At 68.2% G+C, this 22,780-nt stretch carries 30 protein-coding genes; 14 read left to right on the top strand and 16 right to left on the bottom strand.

Annotated features, from left to right (window positions below; translation table 11 throughout):
* The first annotated feature begins 61 nt into the window (after positions 1-61).
* From ACFYTQ_RS18065 to ACFYTQ_RS18085, 5 genes are all read left to right on the top strand, one after another.
* Complete coding sequence (locus tag ACFYTQ_RS18065; RefSeq protein ID WP_387362008.1) at positions 62-1,429, top strand: flavin-containing monooxygenase; 1,368 nt, start codon at positions 62-64, stop codon at positions 1,427-1,429.
* Positions 1,426-2,337, top strand: a complete 912-nt coding sequence (locus ACFYTQ_RS18070; protein ID WP_387362010.1) for an alpha/beta hydrolase — start codon at positions 1,426-1,428, stop codon at positions 2,335-2,337. Before ACFYTQ_RS18065 ends, ACFYTQ_RS18070 begins: the two co-directional genes overlap by 4 nt.
* Positions 2,334-3,092, top strand: a complete 759-nt coding sequence (locus ACFYTQ_RS18075) for an SDR family NAD(P)-dependent oxidoreductase (RefSeq protein WP_387362012.1) — start codon at positions 2,334-2,336, stop codon at positions 3,090-3,092. Before ACFYTQ_RS18070 ends, ACFYTQ_RS18075 begins: the two co-directional genes overlap by 4 nt.
* A gap of 92 nt (positions 3,093-3,184) precedes the next feature.
* Complete coding sequence (locus ACFYTQ_RS18080) at positions 3,185-3,643, top strand: hypothetical protein (RefSeq protein WP_387362014.1); 459 nt, start codon at positions 3,185-3,187, stop codon at positions 3,641-3,643.
* 32 nt (positions 3,644-3,675) lie between these two features.
* Complete coding sequence (locus ACFYTQ_RS18085) at positions 3,676-4,110, top strand: hypothetical protein (RefSeq protein WP_387362015.1); 435 nt, start codon at positions 3,676-3,678, stop codon at positions 4,108-4,110.
* A 31-nt stretch (positions 4,111-4,141) separates the two neighbouring features.
* Here the strand turns inward: ACFYTQ_RS18085 and ACFYTQ_RS18090 are convergent, their stop codons facing one another.
* From ACFYTQ_RS18090 to ACFYTQ_RS18100, 3 genes are read right to left on the bottom strand one after another with little or no spacing between them, the layout of a single operon-like run.
* Entirely contained in the window at positions 4,142-4,285 is a 144-nt protein-coding gene (locus tag ACFYTQ_RS18090; RefSeq protein ID WP_387362017.1) for a hypothetical protein, read from the bottom strand.
* A complete protein-coding gene (locus ACFYTQ_RS18095) occupies positions 4,264-4,410 on the bottom strand; it encodes a hypothetical protein (RefSeq protein ID WP_387362019.1) in 147 nt (48 codons plus the stop codon). The genes ACFYTQ_RS18090 and ACFYTQ_RS18095 overlap by 22 nt, the downstream gene beginning before the upstream one ends.
* Before the next feature lie 60 nt (positions 4,411-4,470).
* Positions 4,471-7,407, bottom strand: a complete 2,937-nt coding sequence (locus ACFYTQ_RS18100) for a CHAT domain-containing protein (protein WP_387362021.1) — start codon at positions 7,405-7,407, stop codon at positions 4,471-4,473.
* Positions 7,408-7,918: 511 nt separating this feature from the next.
* On the opposite strand from ACFYTQ_RS18100, the gene ACFYTQ_RS18105 reads away from it, so the two are divergent.
* On the top strand, positions 7,919-8,296 hold the full coding sequence (locus ACFYTQ_RS18105; RefSeq protein ID WP_387362023.1) for a hypothetical protein: 378 nt from the start codon (positions 7,919-7,921) through the stop codon (positions 8,294-8,296).
* Complete coding sequence (locus ACFYTQ_RS18110; RefSeq protein WP_387362025.1) at positions 8,297-9,217, top strand: hypothetical protein; 921 nt, start codon at positions 8,297-8,299, stop codon at positions 9,215-9,217.
* A gap of 9 nt (positions 9,218-9,226) precedes the next feature.
* Here the strand turns inward: ACFYTQ_RS18110 and ACFYTQ_RS18115 are convergent, their stop codons facing one another.
* From ACFYTQ_RS18115 to ACFYTQ_RS18135, 5 genes are all read right to left on the bottom strand, one after another.
* Entirely contained in the window at positions 9,227-9,514 is a 288-nt protein-coding gene (locus tag ACFYTQ_RS18115) for a hypothetical protein (protein ID WP_387362027.1), read from the bottom strand.
* Between the two features lie 82 nt (positions 9,515-9,596).
* On the bottom strand, positions 9,597-10,520 hold the full coding sequence (locus tag ACFYTQ_RS18120; protein ID WP_387362029.1) for an aminoglycoside phosphotransferase family protein: 924 nt from the start codon (positions 10,518-10,520) through the stop codon (positions 9,597-9,599).
* A 10-nt stretch (positions 10,521-10,530) separates the two neighbouring features.
* The gene (locus ACFYTQ_RS18125) at positions 10,531-11,442 is read right to left on the bottom strand and encodes an alpha/beta hydrolase (RefSeq protein ID WP_387362308.1); all 912 of its coding nucleotides are present in this window, start codon (positions 11,440-11,442) and stop codon (positions 10,531-10,533) included.
* Positions 11,443-11,524: 82 nt separating this feature from the next.
* A complete protein-coding gene (locus ACFYTQ_RS18130; RefSeq protein ID WP_387362031.1) occupies positions 11,525-11,959 on the bottom strand; it encodes a VOC family protein in 435 nt (144 codons plus the stop codon).
* Positions 11,960-11,968: 9 nt separating this feature from the next.
* Positions 11,969-12,592: a class I SAM-dependent methyltransferase gene (locus ACFYTQ_RS18135; RefSeq protein WP_387362033.1), complete on the bottom strand. Its 624-nt coding sequence runs from the start codon at positions 12,590-12,592 to the stop codon at positions 11,969-11,971.
* Positions 12,593-12,758: 166 nt separating this feature from the next.
* On the opposite strand from ACFYTQ_RS18135, the gene ACFYTQ_RS18140 reads away from it, so the two are divergent.
* Positions 12,759-14,216: an amidase gene (locus ACFYTQ_RS18140; RefSeq protein ID WP_387362035.1), complete on the top strand. Its 1,458-nt coding sequence runs from the start codon at positions 12,759-12,761 to the stop codon at positions 14,214-14,216.
* Between the two features lie 17 nt (positions 14,217-14,233).
* Here ACFYTQ_RS18140 and ACFYTQ_RS18145 read toward each other — a convergent pair whose 3' ends face one another.
* Positions 14,234-15,112: a 3-hydroxyacyl-CoA dehydrogenase family protein gene (locus ACFYTQ_RS18145; RefSeq protein ID WP_387362037.1), complete on the bottom strand. Its 879-nt coding sequence runs from the start codon at positions 15,110-15,112 to the stop codon at positions 14,234-14,236.
* Positions 15,113-15,174: 62 nt separating this feature from the next.
* Entirely contained in the window at positions 15,175-16,077 is a 903-nt protein-coding gene (locus ACFYTQ_RS18150) for a hypothetical protein (RefSeq protein ID WP_387362039.1), read from the bottom strand.
* Between the two features lie 153 nt (positions 16,078-16,230).
* Here ACFYTQ_RS18150 and ACFYTQ_RS18155 point away from each other — a divergent pair, with 153 nt between their 5' ends.
* Positions 16,231-16,542: an acyl-CoA dehydrogenase family protein gene (locus ACFYTQ_RS18155; protein ID WP_387362041.1), complete on the top strand. Its 312-nt coding sequence runs from the start codon at positions 16,231-16,233 to the stop codon at positions 16,540-16,542.
* Positions 16,543-16,708: 166 nt separating this feature from the next.
* On the opposite strand, the gene ACFYTQ_RS18160 is transcribed toward ACFYTQ_RS18155, so the two are convergent.
* From ACFYTQ_RS18160 to ACFYTQ_RS18170, 3 genes are all read right to left on the bottom strand, one after another.
* Complete coding sequence (locus tag ACFYTQ_RS18160) at positions 16,709-16,960, bottom strand: hypothetical protein (RefSeq protein ID WP_387362043.1); 252 nt, start codon at positions 16,958-16,960, stop codon at positions 16,709-16,711.
* Between the two features lie 14 nt (positions 16,961-16,974).
* Positions 16,975-17,130, bottom strand: coding sequence for a hypothetical protein (locus tag ACFYTQ_RS18165; protein ID WP_387362045.1), 156 nt, complete (start codon positions 17,128-17,130; stop codon positions 16,975-16,977).
* A gap of 108 nt (positions 17,131-17,238) precedes the next feature.
* Complete coding sequence (locus tag ACFYTQ_RS18170; RefSeq protein WP_387362047.1) at positions 17,239-17,658, bottom strand: TIGR03618 family F420-dependent PPOX class oxidoreductase; 420 nt, start codon at positions 17,656-17,658, stop codon at positions 17,239-17,241.
* 155 nt (positions 17,659-17,813) lie between these two features.
* On the opposite strand from ACFYTQ_RS18170, the gene ACFYTQ_RS18175 reads away from it, so the two are divergent.
* The 3 genes from ACFYTQ_RS18175 (at position 17,814) to ACFYTQ_RS18185 (ending at position 19,534) form a co-directional block, all read left to right on the top strand.
* Positions 17,814-18,050, top strand: coding sequence for a hypothetical protein (locus ACFYTQ_RS18175; RefSeq protein ID WP_387362049.1), 237 nt, complete (start codon positions 17,814-17,816; stop codon positions 18,048-18,050).
* A gap of 88 nt (positions 18,051-18,138) precedes the next feature.
* Positions 18,139-18,714, top strand: a complete 576-nt coding sequence (locus ACFYTQ_RS18180; protein ID WP_387362051.1) for a hypothetical protein — start codon at positions 18,139-18,141, stop codon at positions 18,712-18,714.
* A 22-nt stretch (positions 18,715-18,736) separates the two neighbouring features.
* Positions 18,737-19,534: an SDR family NAD(P)-dependent oxidoreductase gene (locus tag ACFYTQ_RS18185; RefSeq protein ID WP_387362053.1), complete on the top strand. Its 798-nt coding sequence runs from the start codon at positions 18,737-18,739 to the stop codon at positions 19,532-19,534.
* A 66-nt stretch (positions 19,535-19,600) separates the two neighbouring features.
* Here ACFYTQ_RS18185 and ACFYTQ_RS18190 read toward each other — a convergent pair whose 3' ends face one another.
* From ACFYTQ_RS18190 to ACFYTQ_RS18200, 3 genes are read right to left on the bottom strand one after another with little or no spacing between them, the layout of a single operon-like run.
* A complete protein-coding gene (locus tag ACFYTQ_RS18190) occupies positions 19,601-19,996 on the bottom strand; it encodes a nitroreductase family deazaflavin-dependent oxidoreductase (RefSeq protein ID WP_387362055.1) in 396 nt (131 codons plus the stop codon).
* 60 nt (positions 19,997-20,056) lie between these two features.
* On the bottom strand, positions 20,057-20,263 hold the full coding sequence (locus tag ACFYTQ_RS18195) for a DUF397 domain-containing protein (RefSeq protein ID WP_387362057.1): 207 nt from the start codon (positions 20,261-20,263) through the stop codon (positions 20,057-20,059).
* Complete coding sequence (locus ACFYTQ_RS18200) at positions 20,260-21,147, bottom strand: helix-turn-helix domain-containing protein (protein WP_387362059.1); 888 nt, start codon at positions 21,145-21,147, stop codon at positions 20,260-20,262. Before ACFYTQ_RS18200 ends, ACFYTQ_RS18195 begins: the two co-directional genes overlap by 4 nt.
* Before the next feature lie 188 nt (positions 21,148-21,335).
* Here ACFYTQ_RS18200 and ACFYTQ_RS18205 point away from each other — a divergent pair, with 188 nt between their 5' ends.
* Complete coding sequence (locus tag ACFYTQ_RS18205) at positions 21,336-21,506, top strand: hypothetical protein (protein ID WP_387362061.1); 171 nt, start codon at positions 21,336-21,338, stop codon at positions 21,504-21,506.
* 254 nt (positions 21,507-21,760) lie between these two features.
* Positions 21,761-22,702 (top strand): alpha/beta hydrolase, encoded by a 942-nt coding sequence (locus ACFYTQ_RS18210; RefSeq protein ID WP_387362063.1) that lies wholly within the window; start codon positions 21,761-21,763, stop codon positions 22,700-22,702.
* The last annotated feature ends 78 nt before the right edge of the window (positions 22,703-22,780 follow it).

Consider the following 22,780-nt stretch of genomic DNA (forward strand, 5'->3'; position numbering starts at 1 on the left):
TGCCATCCTGTCCTCAGTAGACAGAATTCAGAATCTGTCTACAGCTCGGAAGGGATCAAGGATGTACCTACCGCGGACCGCGGTCATAGGCGCGGGGATCAGCGGGTTGACTGCGGGAAAGATGCTGGCGGACTACGGGGTTCCGTACGTGTGCTTCGAGTCCTCGGATCGGGTCGGGGGGAACTGGGCGTTCGGGAATCCGAACGGGCACAGTAGCGCGTATCGGTCGTTGCACATCGATACCTCGAAACATCAGCTGTCGTTCCGGGACTTCCCGATGCCGGAGGAGTATCCGGACTTCCCGCACCACAGCCAGATCAAGGAGTATCTCGACTCCTATTGCGCCGCTTTCGATCTCGGGAAGGCCATCGAGTTCCGGAACGGGGTGACGCACGCGCGGCGGCTGCCCGGGGGCGGGTGGGAGCTCGACACCGAGCGCGGGGAGACGCGGCGGTTCGATCTGCTGGTGGTGGCCAATGGGCATCACTGGGATCCGCGGTATCCGGATTTCCCGGGGGAGTTCACCGGGGAGACGTTGCACGCGCATCACTACATCGATCCGCGGACGCCGCTGGACTTTCGGGATCAGCGGATTCTCGTGGTGGGCTTGGGGAACAGCGCCGCCGATATCGCGGTGGAGCTGTCGTCGAAGGCGCTGGGGAATCGGCTGGTGTTGTCGACGCGGTCGAGCGCGTGGATCGTGCCCAAGTACATCGCGGGCCGCCCGGCCGACAAGTACTACCGGACGACGCCGTATCTGCCGCTGTCGTGGCAGCGCAAGATCGCGCAGTGGGGGCAGCCGCTGACCGCGGGGCGGCCGGAGAACTACGGGCTGCCCACGCCGAATCACAAGTTCTTCGAGGCGCATCCGACGCAGTCGGTGGAGTTGCCGTTGCGGCTGGGATCGGGGGATGTGATCCCCAAGGGCGATATCGAGCGGCTCGACGGGCGGACCGTGCACTTCCGGGACGGCACGCGCGAGGATTTCGACGTCGTCATCTACGCTACCGGCTACAACATCACCTTCCCGTTCTTCGATCCGGAGTTCATCAGCGCGCCGGACAATCGGATCGACCTGTACAAGCGAATGTTCCTGCCGGGCATCGAGGATCTGGTGTTCGCGGGGTTCGCGCAGGCGACGCCGACGCTGTTCCCGTTCGTGGAATGTCAGGCCCGGCTGATCGGGGCGTACGCGGTGGGCCGGTATCGGGTGCCGTCGGAGGCGGAGATGCGGCGGGTCATCGTGAGCGATCAGCGGCGCTACACCGGGCACATGCTCGACCGGCCGCGGCACACCCAGCAGGTGGACTACTTCCTCTACGAGCACGACATCCGGGTGCGGGAACTCCCGGCCGGGGCGCGGCGGGCGCGGGTCGCCGGGCCGCCGAGCTGGGCGGGAGAACGGACCGGAGCGGAGGCGACGCGATGAAGTCTGTTCGGTTCTCCTCGAGCGGAACGACCTGTGACGCATGGTTTTTCGAGCCGGAGCCCGGCGGCCCGTTCGAGAGGCCGGGCGGTTGTCCGGTCGTGGTGATGGCGCACGGGTTCGGCGGCACCAAGGATTCGGGACTGGAGCCGTTCGCGCGGGCGTTCCGGGCGGCGGGACTGGCCGCGTTCGTCTTCGATTATCGCGGCTTCGGCGCGTCGGAAGGGCAACCGCGGCAACGGATCTCGATGGTCGGGCAGGCGGACGACTATCGCGCGGCGATCGGCGCGGCCGTGCGGCAGCCCGGGGTGGACGCCGAACGTGTTGTGCTGTGGGGTGTTTCGATGGCGGGCGGCCATGTACTGACCGTCGCGCCGGGCCGCCCCGAGGTGTGCGCGGTGGTCGCCATGGTGCCGCTCGTATCCGGTCCGGCGGCGGGACGGCACGCGTTGCGGCAGGTCGGGGCGCTGGCCATCGCCGGGTCGACGGTGTCGGGAATGCGCAGCGCGGTGTCGTCCCGGCTGGGCGGGGCGGCCGCGATGATGCCGTTGGTCGGCAGGCCGGGGGAGCGGGCGGCGCTCACCGCCGACGGGTTCTACGACGCGTATGTCGGACTGGCCGGTCCGACCTGGCGCAACGAGGTCGACGCGGCGGTCGGGCTGGACGTCGGCGGGTTCCGGGTGGGTCGAGAGGTGGAGCGCATCGCGGCGCCGATCCTGATCCAGATCGCCGACTTCGATCGGGCGGCGCCGCCGCAGGCCGCGGCGAGGGTGGCGTTCCGGGCGCGGGCCGAGGTGCGGCACTATCCGGCGGATCACTTCGATCTGTTCCCCGGGCGGCCGTGTCACGACACGGGGTTGGCGCACCAATTGCATTTCCTGCGTAGGCATCTCGGAGCGGAGGCGGTATGAGCCGGACAGCGGTGGTGACGGGCGGGGCGTCGGGAATCGGGGCCGCGACGGTCCGGGCGCTGGCGAGCGAGGGGTATCGGGTCGTGGTGGCCGACCTGAACGCGGACGCGGCCCGCGCGCTGGCCGACGAACTCGGCGGTGAGGTGCGTTCGGTCGGCATGGATGTGACCGACGAGGCTTCCGTCGCAACAGTTTTCGAGTCCGTCACTGCGGATGTGGTCGTGCACTGTGCGGGCGTCTCGGTGCCCGGGGCCATCACCGAACTCGAGCTCTCGGGCTGGCGGACCACCGTCGACGTCTGCCTGACCGGGACGTTCCTGGTGCTCAAGCACGCCGGGCGGCATCTGTCGGACGGCGGCGGCATCGTGTGCATCGCCTCGCTCAACGGACGCCAGCCCGGTACCGGGATGGCGGCCTACTGCGCGGCCAAGGCCGGGGTGCTCATGCTGGTCGAGGTGGCGGCAATGGAGTTGGCGGAGCGGGGAATTCGCGTTAATGCCATCTCCCCGGGACTGGTCGACACGCCGTTGGTGGCGGGCGTGGCCTTCGTGCCGGGGCTGCGGGAGGAGTACCTCGAGAACACACCCCTCGGTCGCAGCGGGCGCGCCGAGGAGATCGCGGACCTCGCCGTGTTCCTCGCCTCGGACAAGGCGACCTGGATGACGGGCGCGGCCATCGATCTCAACGGCGGCGCGCACCTGCGCCGGTATCCCGATGTGCTGGGCAAGGTTCGGGCGTTGGCGCAGGGCGGCTGAAAAAGAAATTCGCGAAACGAGGGAACCGATGGGGGCGCTTCGACATCCAAGAAGATGACGAACCGAAGAATCCATCGACCGGGGGTAAGCGAATGAACAAGTACGCGAGGAACATCGGCGCGGTCGCGGGCGGCGTGCTGGCGGTGTGGTTGACCACGGGTGTGTCCGTGCCCGCAGCGAATGCCGCCGGGCCCGGCGACGCGCGCTGCCATGTGGACGCCGTGAAGGCCATGAATCCGCACAATTCCAAGGGCACGCCCACCGATATCGTCGGAAAGGGGAGTATCAGTTGCACGGCGGCCATCGACTCGCTGTACATCGATGTCGAACTCCAGCGCAAGGAAGGCGGCGGCTGGAAGAAGGTGGGCGGCGGCCACAATGAGGTCAGCAATCCCGCCGCGGGGACGAAGCTCGTCGCGCAAGGGGCCACCACCTGCGCGGACGGCGAGTATCGGACGGCCGCTCGCGGGGGCGGGGTGTACGGGGGAGTACCCTCGCAATCCTCGGCGTGGCAGTATTCGGACACCGTGGTGAATCCGTGCGACAAATAGCGGCCGAGGACGCGAATGGGTTGGGAGGCCGGGTGAGCGGGACGGAATGGGAGATGTTCTGCTCGGAGGTTCGGGGGATCGCCGAGCGTTACGACCTCCGGGTGTACAGCTATCCGGGTATTTTGTTGCTTCCCAGCGGATCTCCCTCGTTCGAGGACGAGGCGAAGGGATCCAATCCACACATCAAGTTGGTGGATATGGGGGATGCCTCGGTACGCATCGAAACCGGCTGGTGTGTCCGGGCCGTCGCCGACTACGAGATCCAATTCGAGGACAGGCCGTCCCAGGCGGCGGCGGCGGTCGAGGCGATCATTCTCGGGGGTGCGGAGGAATATGTGATCACCGATGACGAGGGTCATTGGGTGGCGTACGGGTGGAGTATTCGCGGGAAGGATTCCGTGATGTCGCAACCCCCGCACACCACCTCGGGACGCAAGGCGGTTCGTCGGCTGCTGCCCTGGCGGTGATCGGCGAAGTCTTTGCGGCACAGTCGGTTTCTCATCGGGCCAGTTGCAGGGTCAGGGCCGCCGCGACCGGGGCCAGGTACAGCAGCGGGAAGACGCTCGTCGCGTACGAGTGCGCCCGGATCGCGGTGGCCGTGGCGCCCAGGAAGTAGAGGATCAGGCCAGCCGGTTCCACCACGGCCGGGGGACGCCGTATCGCTCGAGTGGCTCGATGACGAACCGCTGTCGAGAGAACAGCGAGTAGCCCGAGAAGCCGACCCACAGAGCGGCGATCACGGCGACGACATGGTAGGTGGTGTTCATGGCGGTTCCCTTCGCTCGTGGTGTCGTCGGGTTGACGACGCCGCGAGCGCGGGTGTGACATCAGGCCCCGGTGTGCAGGTGCGCGGCCCACAGGGACGGGGTGGCCGGGAGGTCGTCGCGGGCGGTACGGATCGCGTGGTGCAGGGCGTACGGGGCGCGGGTCACGTCCAGGGTCGCGGGCGCGGTGTGCAGGCCGGTGTAGAAGGTGTCGGCGATGTCGCTGGCCGTGCCGTCGTCGATCGTCCACAGGGTACCGATCACATGCGGGTATCCCGCGAGTTGGAAGGCGGACGCGAGGTGGAGGGACTCGTCGACCAGACGCGTGCCGCCGTCGGCCGTATCGCAGGCGGACAGGTACGCCAGGCGGGCGCGGTCGAGGTGGATCGGGGCGAGCGCGGCCACGGTGAGCGGCGAGGTGGCGTCGTCGCGCAACAGCAGGCGGCTGAGCGAGGGATCGTCGGGGTCCGTCGCGCCGTGGCAGGCGAAATGCGCTACGCCGCAATTGGAGAGGAAGTCCAGCACGGTGGCCGTGGTCGGCTCGGTGAGCACGGTCGCGCCCGGCAGGTGGGCGGCGACCAGTCGGGCCTCGTCGAGCACGTGATGCAACCGGCCCGCGACGCCCGGCGTGGTGGGCATGGCGACGACCAGGCCCCGGGGCGGCGCGGCCGGATCGGTGGCGGCGAGGCGTTGCCGCGCGTAGCCGAGGGCGGCGACCGTCGGGGTGTAGGACGGGACGACCCGATCCAGTACCGTTCTTGCCTCGGAATCCGTTGTGCGCGTGTGGTACCCGGCCGCGTGCAGGGGGAGTTGACCGAGCAGGCCGCCGGGTGACAGCCAGATTCGGGGGCCGGGCTGCCCGTGGGCGATCGGCTCCCGGTAGCCCAGCGCGTCCAGGACGGGGCCTATCGCGTTGTCCCACAGCCATTCCAGGGTCTCGGTCAAATGCCGTTGCGCCGCTTGCCGTTCCGGTCCGGTGGCGCCGTGGTCGGCGGTGTGCAGCGCCGCCCGGAAGGCCGCCGCCCGCTCCCGTACGATCCGTGCGGACAGGCCGGGCAGCGGGTGGGCGGCGATGCCGTCCGCGGTCAACAGCAAAGCGTCGCTGCGGTAATCGCTGACGCTGAACGCGATCACCGGCCCGTCGGTGGCTTGCGCGCGCAATTGTTCGGTCGACGGCGGCAGGGCGAAGGTCTCGAACCCGGGTTCGGAGCGGATTCGGGTGAGCGTGCGCTCGAACGCGCGGGCCAGCTCGACGCGGTCCGAGTCGCCGGAATCGTTGAGCCGGTCCCGCAGCCGGACGAATTCGGCCGCGAGTGCCGGGTGTTGGTCCGCGAGATCGGTGACGTCCGTGCGGATTTGAAGCGTTCGGCCCAGCAGCACCGCCCGCCCGGCCTCGAGGAGGCGCAGCGCCAGATCGGCTCGATTCGTTTCGGGTGCAGCGGGGTTGTGGGACGCCGTGGTGGCCCGATCTGGCTGGGGTACAGGGGGATTGCGGAGGGTTAGGGCGGCGGCGTCGGCGGCGAAGCCGCCGGATTCGCCGATTGCGAACTGTTGGTCGGAGCGTTCCAGTTGTCTGGGGGCTACCTCGGGGAGGAGGCGGATTGCGGTGGCGATGAGGGCGGCGGCCTCCTGCGGGTGGGTTGGTGCGAGTAGGTCGGCGGCGGCGCGGGCTGCGAGGATGCGTGGTTGTGGTGGGGAGATTTCGAGGCGGGCTGCGGCCAGTGCGGCCGTTTGGGCTTCGTTTCGGTCGGGTGCCGTTCCCGCGCGCCAGAATCGCGTCATCAACGCGGCGGCCAGTGCGAGGAGTCGTTCGGCGCGGTCGGGGTGGTCGGTGGGGGTCAGGTCCGCGCCTTGACGCAGGGTGGTGACGGCCTCGTCGAGGTCCGTTGGGTTGTCGGTCTGCTCGTATCGGGCGCGGAGGGCGCGGCCGAGGCCGGACAGCATGGTCGCGCGTTCGCGGTGGTCGGGGGGCGTTTCCGTGACCGCGCGGCGGAACAGTGCGATTGTCTCCGCGAGATCGGTTGGCGTGGAATTGGATTCGAATCTTCTCCAGAGGGCGTTGCCGAGGTTCATCAGCAGGAAGGTCGTCGCCGAATACTCGGGCGGGGCCGCGTCCACGGCTTCGCGCAGGACGGTGATGGCCTCGTCCAGATCCGACCGGATTCCCTTGCGCTCGTAGCGCTTTCGCAGGGCGACGCCCAGGGTGGTCAGGCGACCGGCGCGCACCCCGCTGTCCGTGGGGGCGGACGCGCCCAGCCGCGCGAACCGGATGGCCTCGTCAAGGTCTCGCGTCGAACCCGTCAGGCCGAAGCGATCGACCAACGCCCGGCCGAGGCTGCTGGCGCGTTCCGGGAAGGTCGGATCGTCGGTGCTCATGGCCGCGATGGCCGCGCGGCCCACCTGGATCGCCTCGTCCAGATCCGCCGGGTTCCCGGTGCGCTCGAAATGGGTGCGCAGGGTGATCCCGAGGTTGGCCAGGTACAGGGCGTGATTCGGGTCGTCGTCCGGCGCGGCCGCGACCACCTGCCGGGCCAGCTCGACCGCCTCGTCCAGATCGGATCGAATTCCGGTGCGCCAGAACCGATTCAGCAGCGACTGGCGCAGGGCGTTCATGGCCTCGGTCCGGATGGGGGCGTCGGCGGGAAGGTCGTGCAAGGCCCGCCGGGCGTGGGCGACGGCCGCGTCGACGTCGGCGGGCGTGCCCGAATGGTCGAAACGGAATCGCAGACTCATTCCGAGGGCGTGGCGGAGTTCGGCGCGAACGGCCTCCGGCATCGACGCGGGAAGGCGGGACAGCACGTGTTCGCCGAGCGCGATGGCCTCGTTCAGGTCGGCTACGGCCCGGGTGCGCGCGTACCGGTCCGCGAGCGCACCGGCGACCCTGATCAGCCATACCGCGCGGGCGGGTTCGATCGGACCCCTCGTCGCGGTCGCGCGGTGCCGCAACGCGATCGCGGCGTCGAGGTCGGCGGGTGTGCCCGTCCGCCGGAATCGGGTCATGAGGGCGGCGCCGAGAATGTCGATCCTGCGGGACAGGCTCGGATCGCCGGAGTCGGTGCGCGCGAGCGCGTCTCGGATCAGGCGGATGGCGTCGTCGAGATCGGCGGTCGCGTGCGTGCGCTCGAACCTGATGTACAGGCTGTGCCCGACCGCGGCGAGCAGGTCGAGATGGAAGGGGGTTCCGGCGTCGATCCGGTCCAGGGTGTCCCGGCCGATGGCGATGGCCTCGTCCAGATCGGCCGGGGCGGCGGTGTGGCCGACGCGCGGGCCAGGTGGTATCGAGTGCCCGCGAAGTCGGGGTGGCCGGGCTCGGTGTCGGCGGCCAGTCGCCGGGCGGCGCGGATCGCGTCGTCCAGCTCGGCAACGGTTTTCGCCCGGTTGACGCGCCCGCGCACGCGGTCGAGACCGGACACGTCGCCTCCCCTCGACCCTTGGCTATTCGATCACCTGTGGCATAACGTATTCCGACGACATGATCAAGCCGGGCGCGGCCCGGAGTTCAGGGGGTCGGGTGCAGCCGTCACAAGACGCCGGGCGGGTCGCGGCCGGATTGGCCTATCTGTGCGGGCATTTGGCGGATGTCCGCGAAACGCTGGGCGAGGACGGGAACGAACCGCTGCGTCGGCTGCTCGAGGTCGTGCGGTCCGGTGAGGCCGCCGACGTCGGTCCGGCGCTCGACGCGGTCCACTCGGCCTTGCGGAGCGCGGGGGACGCACGGGGTTTGTACGGGAATCAGCGCGGGATCGGTCCGGTCGGGGTACGGCACCTCGAGGTCGTCTACCGCTGCCCGTTGGGGCGGTGCACGGGCCGCGCGGCCGGTGAGATCGACGAGGATTCCCCGCGCTGCGCCGTCGCCGGGCGAGAGTTGTTGCGCGAGCGGCTTTCCTGAATGGGCGGGCTGTGGAGCGAGCTGGCCAAGAAGCTCGCCGAGAAGTGGCTGACGATGCTGGTCCTGCCCGGCGCGTTCTATCTCGCGGTCGCGGCGGCCGCGCTCACGCTGGGCCACGCGCACGCGCTGGATGTGGGTCTGCTCGTGCGCAGGATCACCGCCTACGCCAAGGATCCCGCCGTCGGCACCACGGGCGGGCAGGTCGCGTTGTTGGCGGGGATTCTCGCCGGTGCGGCCGCGGTCGGGCTGTGCGCGCAGGCCGTCGGCACGCTGGTCGAGCATCTCGCGCTGGCCGCCGACTGGACCACCTGGCCGCGCCTCGCGTATCGGCCCGTTCGCTGGGCGGTCGCCCGGCGCAGGCGGCGCTGGGAGGCAGCGGGCGCGGCCTACGACGAGGAACTGCGCAAGGCGCTGGCCCCCGATCCCGCCGACCGTCCCGATCCCGTACTCCGGCATCGCGCGGCCCGTACCCGCGCCCGTGTCGCGGTCGAACGGCCGGAACGACCCACCTGGAGCGGCGACCGCGTCCACGCCGCGGCCGTTCGGCTCGACCGAGACCTCCACCTCGACCTCGCCACCGTCTGGCCCCCGCTCTGGCTGCTCCTGCCGGACGCGGTTCGCACGCAGATCACCGACGCCCGAACGGCATCGACCCGCGCGGCCACGCTCGCCGCCTGGTCGATTCTCTATGTGCCGCTGACGATCTGGTGGTGGCCCGCCGCGCCGCTGGCTCTGGTCATCGCCCTGACCGCCCGCCACCGCATCCGCGCCGCGACCGACACCTACGCGACGCTGCTCGAGAGCGCGACGTGGCTCCATATCGGTTCGCTCGCAACGCAACTCGGGATCGAGCACGAAGGGGTGGTCACCCCGCGGCTCGGGCACGCGGTGACGCGGCTGTTGACGTCGGCGGAGTCGTAGTACTCCGGACTAATCGATGAGTTGCAGATTCACGATGGTCTCCCGCACGCTGTTGCGGGCGGCCTCGGCGGTGGCGGAATCCGGGGAGTAGGCGCTCACCGAGATCCACGTATTGCCTTGCTGCGGAACGCAAGTCACATTGACGATGACGTTGTTGTTGCCGCCGATCAGCATGTAGTCCCCGTCATTGGCGGTCTCCCAGACCTGATATCCGTGCTGACGCAGGGAGTCGTCGGCGAAGCCGAGGCAGACATTGAGTGAGTTGGGCTTGGTGAAGGTGCCCCAGTGCGCGAACATGATCGTTGCTCCGTTTCGTGTGGTGGGTTGGGTTCGCGACGGAGCGTATGGGGGTCGTGGGTTGGGGGCCTAGCGTAGGGGGCTACCTGTTTGCCCTGTTCACGGGCGTGGCGGTGAGGCGGCGGAGGGCCGCTCGGCCGGGCGGGCCCCAGGTGGATTTCCCGCCGGGGCGGTTGTGGTCTCCGGCGTGGCCGATGAGGATGCCGCCGACGGCGCGCATGGCGGCGCAGCCGCGGGCTCGGCGGAGGGTGGCGGGGTCTCGGGGGTGGATGGCGTGGAAGTGGGGGATGGCGTCATCAGGGAGGAGAAGCCAAGGGGCGGCGAGGTCGTGGGCAGGATCGCCCGCGCAGAGGTCGCCGAAGTCGATGATGCCGGAGAGGGTGCCGTCGGTGGTGAGGATGTTGGCGGGGTGGAGGTCGCCGTGGAGCCAGAGGGGCGGACCCTGCCAGGCGGGGGCGGTGATGGCGTCGTGCCAGACGGCGCGGACCGCGTCGGGGTCGGGGATCAGGCCCAATTGTTCTGCCCTGGTGAGGCTTTGAAGGAACGTGTCGGTGTAGTCGGCGAGCGGGCCGCCGCGATCGCGGCCTGTCGGGGCGTCCTCGGGGGCGGGGCGGTGCAGGGCCGTGAGGAAGGCTGCGAGGGTGGTGGCGGCTTCGCGGCCGTGGGTGATGGGGGAGCGGTCGGCGGGAGTGCCGGTGACCCACGTGGTGACGATCCAGGGGCGGGGGAAGCGTTGGGAGGGGTGGCCGTAACGCTGGGGTACGGGAACGGGGAGGGGAAGGTGCGGGGCGAGTGCGGGAACCCACCTGTATTCCTTGCGGAGCAGTGCGTCGGCGGATTCCGTCGCCCAGGGCAGGCGGACGGCGAGGTTGTCGCCGAGCCGCCACAGCTGGTTGTCCCAGCCTCGGGCGCCGAGGCGGATGGGGAGGCCGGCCAGGTCCGGGTGCTGATCGCGCAGAAGGTCGCGCACCAGTTCGGCGGTGACCTCGATCCCGTTGTGCTCCACTGGGGTTACGTTATGCGGTCAAGTGGTGGTCGAGCCAGGTGTCGATGTCGTGGTGGGCGGCGGCGGCCATGGGGGTGGGGCGGAAGGTGAAGGCGTGGGGGGATTCGGGGTAGACGCGGAGGTCGATGTCGTTGTGGGCGGCGGACAGGCGGGCGGCTAGGGCTAGGTTGTCTTCGAGGACCGGGTCTTGGGCGCCGATCAGGAGGAGGGTGGGTGGGAGGTTGGTGAGGTCGGCGTAGAGGGGGGAGATGTCGGGGTCGGTGCAGTCGGGGGCGTGGGCGGCGTAGGCCCGAATGAAGTATTCGTCGGCGTAGCGGCGGCCGCCGGGGGTTTGTCCGGCGAGGTCGTAGGCGCCGAATTGCAGTACGGCGCCGGTGAATCGGTGGATCAGGGCGCGGTGGCGGAGACGGAGGAGGGTGGTCATGGCCAGATTCGAACCGGCGGATGCGCCGATGATCGCCAAACATGTTGTGCCGAAGGTGGTTTCGGCGTGTTCCAGCAGCCACAGGGCGGCGGTTTCGCAGTCCTCGGGGGCGGCGGGCCAGGGGTGTTCGGGGGCCAGGCGGTACTGGACGCTGACCACGGCGACGCCGAGGGCGTCGGCCAGTCGGGCGTTGCGGGTGTCGTCGCCGGCGTTCGCGCCGAGGTAGAAGCCTCCGGCGTGGATGTCGAGGAGAGCGCCTCGGATCTCGCGCTGTCGCGGCAGTGTGACTCGCACTGGGACGCAACGGTTCTCGGCCTCAGCGGTGTGCTCGGTCGCCCTGGTGTCCGCCGAGAAGGGGGTTTGCGCGGCCCGCACCCGCCGGAGTTCCTCGATGCCGGTGGGGCCCACGCCCGGTTGTCTGGTGGCGTTGAATTGTCGGGTCTCCTCGGCGAATTCGAGGAGCCTCTCGTCGATCAAATGGGTCAGCCCGATCTGCATGAGCAGGATCCAATCAGGCGGCACGGCGGATGTCGAACAACCGAATCGTCTGTGCCGGAGCGCTTTCGGTTGTCGCCCGAGGTCAGTCCAGGCAGAACTCGTTGCCCTCGATGTCCTGCATCACGATGCAGGACTCGTTGAAGCCGTCCGCGGCGAGCAGCCGCACGCGCACCGCGCCGAGCGCGACGAGCCGAGCGCACTCCGCTTCCAATGCGGCGAGCCGTTCGTCTCCTGTCAACCCGGTGCCCACCCGCACATCCAGATGCACCCGGTTCTTCACCACCTTGCCCTCGGGCACGCGTTGGAAGAACAGCCGCGGCCCCACCCCGTTCGGATCGACACACGCGAAGGCGGACCCCTGTCGCTCGGCTGGCAACGCGCTGTCGAATTCCTGCCAGCTCGCGAACCCCCGCGGCGGAGGCGGCACGACGTAACCCAGGATCTCGCACCAGAATCGAGCGACACGCTCGGGGTCCGCGCAGTCGAAGGTGACCTGGATCTGTCTGACCTGTGCCATCGGTCCACCCTAACGGGCCACGCCGCGAGCATCGGGAGGGACGCGGGAGAACACCGCCACCAGGAAATCCGACCCCTCGGTGAACGGGCGGAGGTCCCAGGTCGACAGGCGCAAATCCGTTGTGAGACCGGACTTTTCGGCGTCGGTGAAGAACTGCGGGAACTCGTAGCCCCGGTCCGCGCCGAAGCCGATGATCAGGCGGCCGGTGGGGGTGAGGTGGCGGGCGAAGTTGGTGAGGACGGGGGTGCGGGTGGTGGGGGCGAGGAAGGTCATGACGTTGCCCGCGCAGACGATGGCGTCGAACTCGGTGGGGAGGTCGAGTTCGGCGAGGTCGCCGACGAGCCAGGTCGGGCCGGGGTGGTCCTGTTCGGCGGCGGCGATGAGGATCGGGTCGACGTCGACGCCGGTCACGACGTGACCGGCTCGATGCAGGTAGCCGCCGATGCGGCCGGGGCCGCAGCCCGCGTCGAGGACCCGGGCGCCGCGGGGGAGCATCGCGTCGACGAGGCGGGCCTCGCCGACGATGTCGGCGCCCTGGGCCGCGAGGGTGCGGAAGCGTTCCACGTACCAGGTCGAGTGGTGGGGGTCGGCGGCGGTGAGGTCCTCCCACTGGCTGGGGGTGCGTTCGCTCACGGTTGTCTCCTCGGGGTCGGCATGTGTTCACTCTGCCATTGCCGGGTGATCGGCGGCGTAAGGCACAGGTCTTGACATTCGAGCGTCGGTATGGCTACATGGTAGGCGAAAATAACTGTGCCAGAACGCCTTTCGAATTCGGCGCGATGTGTATAGCATCGGGTTCATGCCAGGATTCGAATACGCGACCCTGCGGGAGCAGGTTGCCGCGTTGCGGGACAAGAAGGTGTCGGCCGTCGAGTTGCTCGAGGCGAGTATCGCGCGGATCGAGCGGTTCGACGACAAGATCAATGCGGTGGTGGTACGGGATTTCGATCGGGCCCGGATCGCCGCGAAACACGCCGATGACGTGCTGGCGCGCGGGGAGGGTGGGCCGCTGCTCGGGGTGCCGGTGGCGGTGAAGGAATCGTTCCATGTCGCCGGGCTGCCGACGACGTGGGGGGATCCGGCCGCGGAGGGATGGCTGCCCGAGGATGACGCGGCCTTGGTGACGCGGGTCAAGGGTGCGGGCGGGGTGGTGCTCGGCAAGACGAATGTGCCGCTGGCACTGCATGATTGGCAGTCCTACAACGCCCTCTACGGCACGACGGCCAACCCGTTCGACCTGACGCGCTCACCCGGCGGGTCGTCCGGCGGGTCGTCGGCGGCGCTCGCGGCCGGATATGTCGCGCTCGCGCTCGGATCCGACATCGGTGGGTCGCTGCGGGTGCCCGCGCACTTCTGCGGCATCTACGCGCACAAACCGTCCCGCACGCTGCTCCCCGGGCGCGGGAACACCCCGCCTCGGGTGCCGGTGCTGCCGGTGCCGCAGGACCTGCCCGTGGTCGGGCCGATGACGCGCACCGCCGCCGACCTGACCTACGCGACGCTGCTGCTCGCCGGGCCCGACGAGGTGGAGGCGGTCGCGTACCAGCTGGCGCTGCGGCCACCGCGGCACACCGAGTTGGACGGCTTCCGCGTGCTGGTCGTCGACACGCATCCGCTGGTGCCGACCTCGGCGGTCATCCGGGAGGGGTTCGAGCGGATCGCGCGGGGGCTCGAGCGCGCGGGGGCCGTCGTCGCCCGGCACAGCGCGGCGCTGCCCGACCTCACGGTGACGGCGAAAACCTATCTGACACTGTTGATGTCGCAGTTCGGCGGCGACATGTCACCCGATGAGCACCGCAGGCTGGAGGCCGCCCTCGCCGAGCTACCGCCCGGCGACGACGGGGTGGAGGCCACCATTCTGCGGGCGTTCCTGATCAGTCACGGCGACTGGGTCAAGGCCGACCGGACGCGCCACGCCCTCGCCGCCCAATGGCGGCGGCTGTGCGGCGAATTCGACGTGGTGCTGTGCCCGGTCACCCCGACACCCGCGTTCCCGCACGATCATTCGGAGATGGACCAGCGCACGCTCGAAATCGACGGCGCCGCTTACCCTTACAACTACAACCTCATTTGGGCGAGTATCGCGACGCTGCTCGGGCTGCCGTCGACGGCGGTGCCGATCGGGCGGACGGATGAGGGGTTGCCGTTCGGGATGCAGATCGTGGGGCCGTTTTTGGAGGACCATACGACGTTGCGGTTCGCGGAGTTGGTGGAGCGGGAGTTCGGGGGGTTCGTGGCGCCGCCGGGGTTCGAGTGAGGTGACGAGCGGTCGGCTCAGCTCCGCTCGGGTTTCGGGTAGTCGTCGTAGAAACCCGCCCCGGATTTGGCGCCGAGCCTGCCCTCGTCGATGTATTTCTGGAGCAGGATGCGGGGGCCCTCGGGGAGATTCGGGTTGTCCTTGGCGTAGTGCTGTTCGATGTCGAGGACCACGTCGAGGCCGACCTGGTCCATCATTCGGAACGGGCCGGCCTTGGTGCCGAAGTTGAGGGCGAACATTTCGTCCACGTCCTGGGGGATCGAGACGCCTTCGTAGACGACCTCGAGCGCTTCGCGTTTGATCGCTGCCCAGATTCGGTTGAAGATGAAGCCGGTGCTCTCCGTGCGGCACAGGAATGGGTGCAGGCCGTATTCGGGGAAGGTGTGCAGGACGAAGTCGATGATCTCGGGGGCGGTGTGGCCGTTGGACATCACGTCCAGGACCGTCGAGCCGGGTGGCATGTAGAAATGCGTGTTGAGCATGCGGTTGTTGGTTTTCAGGCCCTCGGTGAACAACCTGCTGGCGTACGACGACGAGTTGGACGAGACCACGGCGTCCGGTGGGCAGTCCGCGTCGAGTTGCGCGAAGATCGTCTTCTTCAGGTCGAGGTGCTCGGGTACCGCCTCGATCACCAGCCAGGCCTGCGCCACCGCCGTCTTCTGCTCGGGCACGTAGGTGATGGTGCCCGGCGTGCCGCCGTCGACCGTCGCGGCCACCGCGGGCAGCTCGCCCATGGCCCAGTCGACAGCCCGATTGCCTTGTGCCGCATCGGGATCGGTGATGTGCACCAGCCCGCCGCGGGTCGCGAACATCAACGCGATACGCCTGCCGAGCGTGCCCGCGCCGATCACGGCGACCGGCCGATCGCGGTAGTCCTGCGGAATGGTGCTCACCATGGGCTCCTTCGACTCGAATCGGCGACTTGCCTTCTGGCGGAATGTCATTCGTGGATTCACCGCTACAGCTCGGCCAGGGCCAGACCGGTCAGCGCGCCTCCGGTGCGGGCGATCACCGTGTCGATGCCCTCGTCCAGATCGACCAGACGGATCGAACCGCTCAAATCGCCGACGTAGAAACGGGATTCGCTCACCGCGGCCACTCCGATCGCCTCCCGATAGCCACTCGACAGGATCCGCACCGGTCCCGCCTCGGGACGCACCGGCGCGCGGTTGAGGGTGTTGCCCGTGGGTTCCTTGCCGCGGTCGGTCCACACCAGCGTGTCACCATCGTCGCGCAGTTCCAGGTCGATCGGCTCCGGCAAGTCCTGCCACAGCAGCTCGATGTCGGTGCGGGCATTCGCGGGCATACCCGGCGGAAGATCCAGCGGCGCGCGGAAGATCCGGCCGTCGCCCGCCTTGGCCGCGCCCTTCTGGGTCCAGTACAGCAGGCGGCGGTCGGTATCCACCGCGATCCCGACCGGCCAATTGCGCACCACCTGCGCATCCTCGGGGCCCTCGCCGGTGACCACCAGCGCCCGCAGATCACCACCGTCGAGATCGCAGGTCAGCACCTGCATTCCTTCGCGATCACACCAAAACAGTTGCCCCGCTTGGAAATCCGCCGTCAGCTGCTTGCCGGTCGTGAACGCGCCGGGCGCGACGATCGTCACGCGATTGCCGCCGTCGAGATCGACCCGCTCGATCATCCCGTTGCGGCGGAAGAACGGCGGCTCCCGCCCGGGTGCCGGAGCCTCGTCGGGGGCGCCCATGCTCGTCCAATAGATGTGGCCCCGGTGATGGTCCACGGCGATGCCGTCGGGGACGACGTCGAGGCCGTCGACCAGCGTGCGGATCTCGGTGCCGTCCAGGGAGATCGCATGCATGACGCGGGCGGCGATGTCGAGCGCGAGCAGTTCGGTCACGATGTGCCTCCGGGGTCGGAAACGACAGCACCTGGTGCCTGCGTGGTTCATCGTAGCCGATGGCTATTAATCGGCAAACTGGACATATGGGGCATGCCCTATGCCGGTGCGCCGCGCGAACGCGTGCAGTCCTCGCAGTGTGTTCGCGGTGGGATGGCGGAGCAGGCTGAGGGTGATCTGCTGGATCGGTTTGCCCGATACCGGCCGTTGGTCACCGCAACCGCCGTCGGTGGTGCCGCGGCGGTGTTCGACTTGGTCACCGCGGCGCTCGGTGTCCGCCAGGCGGCCGGTGACCTTCCGCGGGTGCGGGATTCGGCGTTGGTGACCATCGGGCGTGCCCGTGCGCAACTGATGAGTGCGCTGCTCGGTGCCGTTGCGGCGGCACGGCTGAGCGAGGCGGGGCATCCGGACGCGGAGTGGTGGGCCGCGGTGACGAAGGCCCATGGGATCGATCTCGCGAATTAGGCTGCCGCCGAGCTGGTGCTACTGCTGGGCGCGGCTGGATTCCGCGCCGACAGCCGGGCCGCGAAGACTCGCAGCGATCTCAATGGGCTGCTGTACGCCGACGGTATTCACGACAGCCTTTACCGGGCCGCCGGAAAGCAGCACATCAGGCGGTCCTGCACATCTTTCAAGTGATGCGCCGCCCCTGCTCACACAACACGGTAACACCATCGTGGACTGCCTCCAGGCCCGCCGACAGACGGTCGGCGAGTAGCGGTTTCACCAGTGCGGCAGCGTCTTTCAGGGAATAGAAGGCTGCCGAGAGGATTTCGGTCGGGTTGAGTGCCATGGTGGTGAGGTCGGGTTCGGTCAGTACGCCGCCGTCGAAGACGAAGACGATTCCCTCGGGGCGGTTGTCTTGTGGGCGAACGTAATCCACGACCAGGAGGCGGCCTACCGGAGTGCGCCAGCCGTTCCGGGCTCGACCAGCAACACCCGGTCGCGCGGATCTCGGAAGAGGACCCCGGCGGCCATGCGCTTGCGGTTCAGTGTGGTGACGTACTGGTGTACCGGCAGGTTGTTGGGGTCGGATTCGCTCGACGTGGTCACGCGCGACACGGTAGCGACGTCCTGGGTGACTCGGACGGAGGCGGGTCGCGATTCGAATTCGGCTGTGCCGGTGGAGGACCGGACCGGGGTGGTCCGGTCCTCCTGTTTCTATGCCCAGGGGCCCACGCCGCCGATGCGGTCGATGGTGATGTGGGTCAGATATCCGGCGGGCGAACCGGGGGGTGGGAAGCCGGTGTTGGGGCCCAGGAGGGAGGTGGCGATTTCGTCCAGGAGTTCGGGGGCGCCGCCTTGCTCGATGTGGGCGGTGCCCTTGATCGAGAGGTAGGGGGTTTGGAGGGTGGTGCGGTTGGGGGAGACGAAGGTTATGGCTACTCGGGGGTCGTGGCGGATGTTGCGGACCTTTTGGTGTTCGGCCAGGTGGGCGGTGAGGAGTTCGTCGTCGCCGTTGGGGGTGGGGCGGACGACCATCCATACCAGGCTGATCTGGGGGCTGCCGTCGCGGTTGAGTGTGACGAGGGTGGCGGGGGTGGAGGCGATGAGTTCGCGGGCCTTGTCGTCGAGTTTCATGGTGTCCCTCTTGGCGATGGGGTGGGTCGAGGGCGGATGCCCTCGTTGATGCCGACGGGGTGGGGGTTGGAAACTCATCGCTGGCAATAGTTCGCTCTAGTGAGGGGGTTGGTCCCGTAAGATTGGGCCTGGTGAGCGTGGCGCGGAGGTGGTGTATGACCGACGAGGAGATCGTCGTCTTGTTCGCTCTGGCGCGGTTGGACCACGCGGACAGTGATCTCGATCTGGAGGATGTCGCAGCCCTGGTGGTGCGTCGGTTGAGTTCCGATCAGGTGCTCGACCTCGCCACCCGGAACCTCGCCGCGCGAGACGAGTTGCGGGGGGCGGTGTTCGAATCCGCGGTCGAGCATGTGCTTCGGACCGTCCTGACCGCGCGGGGGCCTGCCGACTGAGGGGGAGGTCGCGCCGGATTTCTTGAATGACAGTCAAGAAGTCGTTACCCTCTTGGTGATCAGTCAAGAAACCGAAAGGCGAGTTCCCTTGGGCGCCGAGAACGACGATGTGGCCGCCGAGCTGCGTCGATTGGATACCAGCGACCTGCTCGCCCGGTACCTGACCCTGGAAGCTCCGGCGATCAGCGAGATCGACGGCGAGTACAGGGCCACCCTGCTGGCCCAGCCGAATCTGTTCGCCGTGGTGACCGGAAAGGTGGCCGTGGCCAATCCGCTCGGGCCGTGGCTGTGCAAGGGGTTTCGGCCCGTCGACGACGAAAACGGCCGGGGCTACAACACTTTCGACGAACTCGGACGGATCCGGCAGCGCTACCCGATGCGCACGCTCGTGGCCCCGTCCCGTTACGACGGCGCCCCGGCCTACACGCTCATCTATCGCGCCTACCTCTCGGCGTGCGGGGCGATCCACATGGTGGACGAGGTGCGGCGTGCCGCGCCCGGCGTCTACCTGGGCATGGGGACCTGGGGATTCACCGACGCCCAGCGGCGTGTCCCGCGCCCCTTCCTGCTGACCGGCCCGGTCGGTCCGTACCGCGGCGACGTCGGGCGAGAGCGTCCCGCCTTCACGCCCGGCCGCCGCGAATTGCCCGGTCCGCCCGCCTGACACCACCCCGAACGAAGGAATCATGACCGCAACCCCCCGCACCGCGTTGATCACCGGCGCCTCGGCCGGCATCGGCGCGACGTTCGCCCGCCACCTCGCCGCACGCGGTTATCAACTGCTCCTGGTGGCCCGCCGCGGCGACCGCCTCCAGGAACTCGCCGCGCAGTTGACCGAACGACACGATGTGCGCTGCGAGGTGTTCGCCGCCGACCTCACCGACCCCGCCGCACCCGCCGCGATCCTGAACCACGCCGACCAGCAGGACCTGGACATCGACGTCCTGATCAACAACGCGGGCCTGTCGGGCAAGACCGCCTTCGCCGACTCCGAGTGGGACGCCCTGGCCGGGGAGATCCAGCTGATGGTGACCGCCCAGATCGAACTCGTCCACCGCGTCGTCCCCGGCATGAAGAAGCGCCAGTGGGGCCGCATCGTCAATCTGTCCTCGCTCGCCGCGTTCGCCCCACCGGCGGCCAGCCTGCTCTACACCGGCATCAAGTCGTTCACCCTCAACACCTCACAAGCCCTCGACATGGAACTCAAACCCCACGGCATCCACGTCACCGCGCTGTGCCCCGGCTTCACGCGCACCGAGTTCCACGATGTGATGGGCACTCGCGACCAGGCCGACCATCTGCCCCGAATCCTCTGGCAGCAGCCCGAATCCGTCGTCGCCGAAGGCTGGTCCGCCGTGATGAAGGGCAAGCCCGTGTGTGTGCCCGGCGCCGTCAACAAGATCTCCGCCGCCGCCATGAAACCCCTGCCCATCCACCTGGGCTATTTCCTGGGAAAGACCCTCAACCCTTTCAAGGACAGCTGAACCCGTCTGCCACCGACGGGTTCGCTTGTCCCGCGAGGTGTCTCGCGGTCGTGCATCGGGCGGGGGTCAGGTGATGTCGGCGAGGAAGATGAGGTTGTTGCCGGACATCAGGCGGGCGCCCAAGGGGAGGTCGGGGCCTGCTTCGGGGCGGGTGGCGAGGCGGGGGTTGGTGAGGTGGTAGCGGCGGAAGGTCATGCGGGCGTGGCCTTCTCCGGCGGCGATGATGTTCTTGGCCCAGTCGGTGTGGCCGTGACCGAGGACCACACAGAACTTGTTGCCGCCGTAGCGGAATCCGGTGACGGGGGTGGAGTAGGGGGTGCCGGATTTGCGGCCTCGGTGTTCGATGAGGGTCAGGCCGGGGAGGTAGGGGGCGAGGGGGCGGATGAGGGGGTTGAAGTACTTGCTCTGGAGGCGGTCGAGCCAGGGCGGGAACATGGAGTCGGCGGGCTTGGCCTCGGTCATGTCAGAGGGTCTCCTCGGTGAGAGTGGTTGTGGGAGTGCGCCATTCGGTGCCCGGCGAGATCAGGAGTGATCGAATCGGCCCGTGCTGAGACCTGTTGTGAAAGCGTCCCATTCGCTGGCGGAGAAGACCAGAGCGGGGCCGGTCGGATTCTTGGAGTCGCGGACGCCCACCTCGCCGGTCGGGAGGTGGGCGATCTCGACGCAGTCGCTGCCGCCAGCGCTGTGACTCGACTTGAACCAGGCTGCTGCCGACAGATCCGTGCTCATGATGACGAGTACTCCCTTATGGTCGCCAGGATCAGGTTCCTGGTTGCGTCTGTGTCCAACGCTACCTGCCGGAGGACCGGGATCGTATCTCGGTACTTGTCGATCTCTACTTGCCGCTCCAAGTACAGAGCGCCTACGTAGTTCTCCACATAGACGACCGGAGGTGGGGTCAGTTTAGTGTTCGGCAGTATAGGGAAAGTCATGTAGCTGAACGTCCCCGTGATGAAGCCGAGCGGATTTCGTGCGTTGTCGGGAACGATTCTGAGATTGACCGAGGGCAGGTCGACCACTTCGGCGAGATGGCGCAATTGGTCCTCCATGACGCCCGGGCCGCCGATCGGGCGTCGCAAGACCACCTCCGACACGAACGCCTCGAACTCGAAATCCGGGTCCAGCAGCCGTTCTTGGCGCTGGCGTACAAGATCAACCAGTGTCTCGAGCTCATCCGAAGGGCTTTGAGGGAACTCAGCCCACGCAAGTTGGCGTCGGTAGTCCAAAGTTTGGAGAAGCCCGGGGACGAGATTGAGATGGAGATGTGTGATCTTCTTGGCCGACTCCTCGAGCTGAAGAAAGTATTCGAAATTGTTCCTGAGGTTACCGAGCGCAGGTCGCCACCAACCGCCCTCCGATTTCCGATCTCTTCGGACCTCGTCCGCCAGTTCGAGCAGTTTCTGCCGCTCCTCGTTGCTCACCTTCAACTTGTCGCAAATGGCGTTCATCACGAGCGTCGTGGTGTTGTGCTTCTGCCCGTCCTCGAGACGGCCGTACGTCTGCGACGACGTTTCGGCGGCCCTTGCAACCGCGAACTTCGACAACCCCGCCCGCTCACGCAGCTTCTTCAACTGCCATCCCAGCGCCCTGCTCGCCAGCGTCGAACTCGCCATCGTTAGCCTCGCTTTCTATTTGCATGAAATTTGGAAGTTGAACCCTTGGAAGGTGATTCGAGCAGCGCCATCGATGCTCCCGAGAAACTCCCACCCTGCCGCGCGGAAGAGTAACACTACAACCGCAAGCCTCGCTTCCACTTTCGCTCGGAAGGACCGCCAGATTGTTTGTCTCCCATCATGTTCCCGTGACCGACCATTCCGCCGTCCCCGTGATGACCCTCGCCTACGCCCACCTGATCATGCAGATCCATATCGAATGTCCGACTTCGGTGTGCCCGTTGCGTTCCCAGGCGTTGCGCACGCTCGTGGAGGCGGGACGCATTGTTCCCGCATCAATTCCAAAAATGGGATTCTGAATGGCGGAGCAACCGATGGGGTTGTTTCACCGGCTCCCGGGTCATGCCATGTCGGCGCGGGCCATGCATTTGGAGCTGCGGCATGTTCGGCACGCGCGATGCACGTTCGATACGTGCGATATGAAGCGGTTCTGCTGGTCTCGGCTGCTCGCACTCGGGCATCCGCGACCGGGGGACTCGCCCTCGGAGTGTCCGCGCTGTCCGACTGTGCCGTAGGGGTGTTCGAACGACCCCCGCGCGGGTACCCGGCCAGGGTGAGGGCGTCGACATTCTTTGCGATTCTGGTGTGCGCGGTGCTGGCGTCGGGGGTGATGCCGGGCGTGGTCGCGGCGGAACCTCCGGGGGCTCGGATCGTCACCGCGGAACCCCTCGGGGACTCGACCGAGCGGATCGATGTGTACTCGCCCGCCATGGACACGGTGGTGAGCAACCGGGTGATCCGCGCGGCGGGCGGCGGCCCGGCCCCGACGTTGTACCTGCTCACCGGCATCGGCGGTGGGGTGGACAACATCTCGTGGTGGGACGACACCGATGTGCGGGAGTTCTTCGCGGACAAGCACGTCAATGTGGTGCTGCCGGTCGGCGGGGCCTCCAGCCTCTACACCGACTGGCTCGCCGACGATCCCGTGCTGGGCCGCAACCGCTGGCAGACCTACTTCACCCAGGAGTTGCCGGGTGTGCTCGACGCGCGGCTGAACACCAACGGGCGCAACGCGATCGCGGGGGTGTCGATGAGCGCGGGGTCGGCGATCGATCTGGCCATCCAGGCGCCGGACCGGTACGCGGCGGTGGCCGCCTACAGCGGGTGTCCGTGGACCGCGGATGCCTCGGGGACGGCGATGATCGCGGCGCAGGTGGTGCGCGGCGGCGGCAATCCGCTGAACATGTGGGGTGCGCCGGGCAGCGAAACCTGGCTCGCCCACGACGCTTTCGCGCGGGCGGGGGCGCTGGCCGGGAAGACCGTCTACCTGTCGGCGGGATCGGGGACGCCGGGGCCGACCGATCGGGGCGGTCTGCCCTTCCCGCCGGTGGAGGCGCTCGCGAACTCGTGCACCACCTCGTTCGCGACGCGGCTGAACCATCTCGGGATTCCCGCGACGCATGTGGTGCACTCCGACGGCTCGCACACCTGGGGTCTGTTCGAAACCGATCTGCACGAGTCGTGGCCCCGAATTGCGGCGGCTATCGGGGCGTAGTCGGGCGCAATAGAATTCGGTCGTGCGTTCCGGTCCCGAACCCGGCCGAACGTGCCATGATGCGGGGACTCGTCGGCT

It is taken from the genome of Nocardia sp. NPDC004068 (genome assembly GCF_042874315.1).
In the GTDB taxonomy this organism is placed as follows: domain Bacteria; phylum Actinomycetota; class Actinomycetes; order Mycobacteriales; family Mycobacteriaceae; genus Nocardia.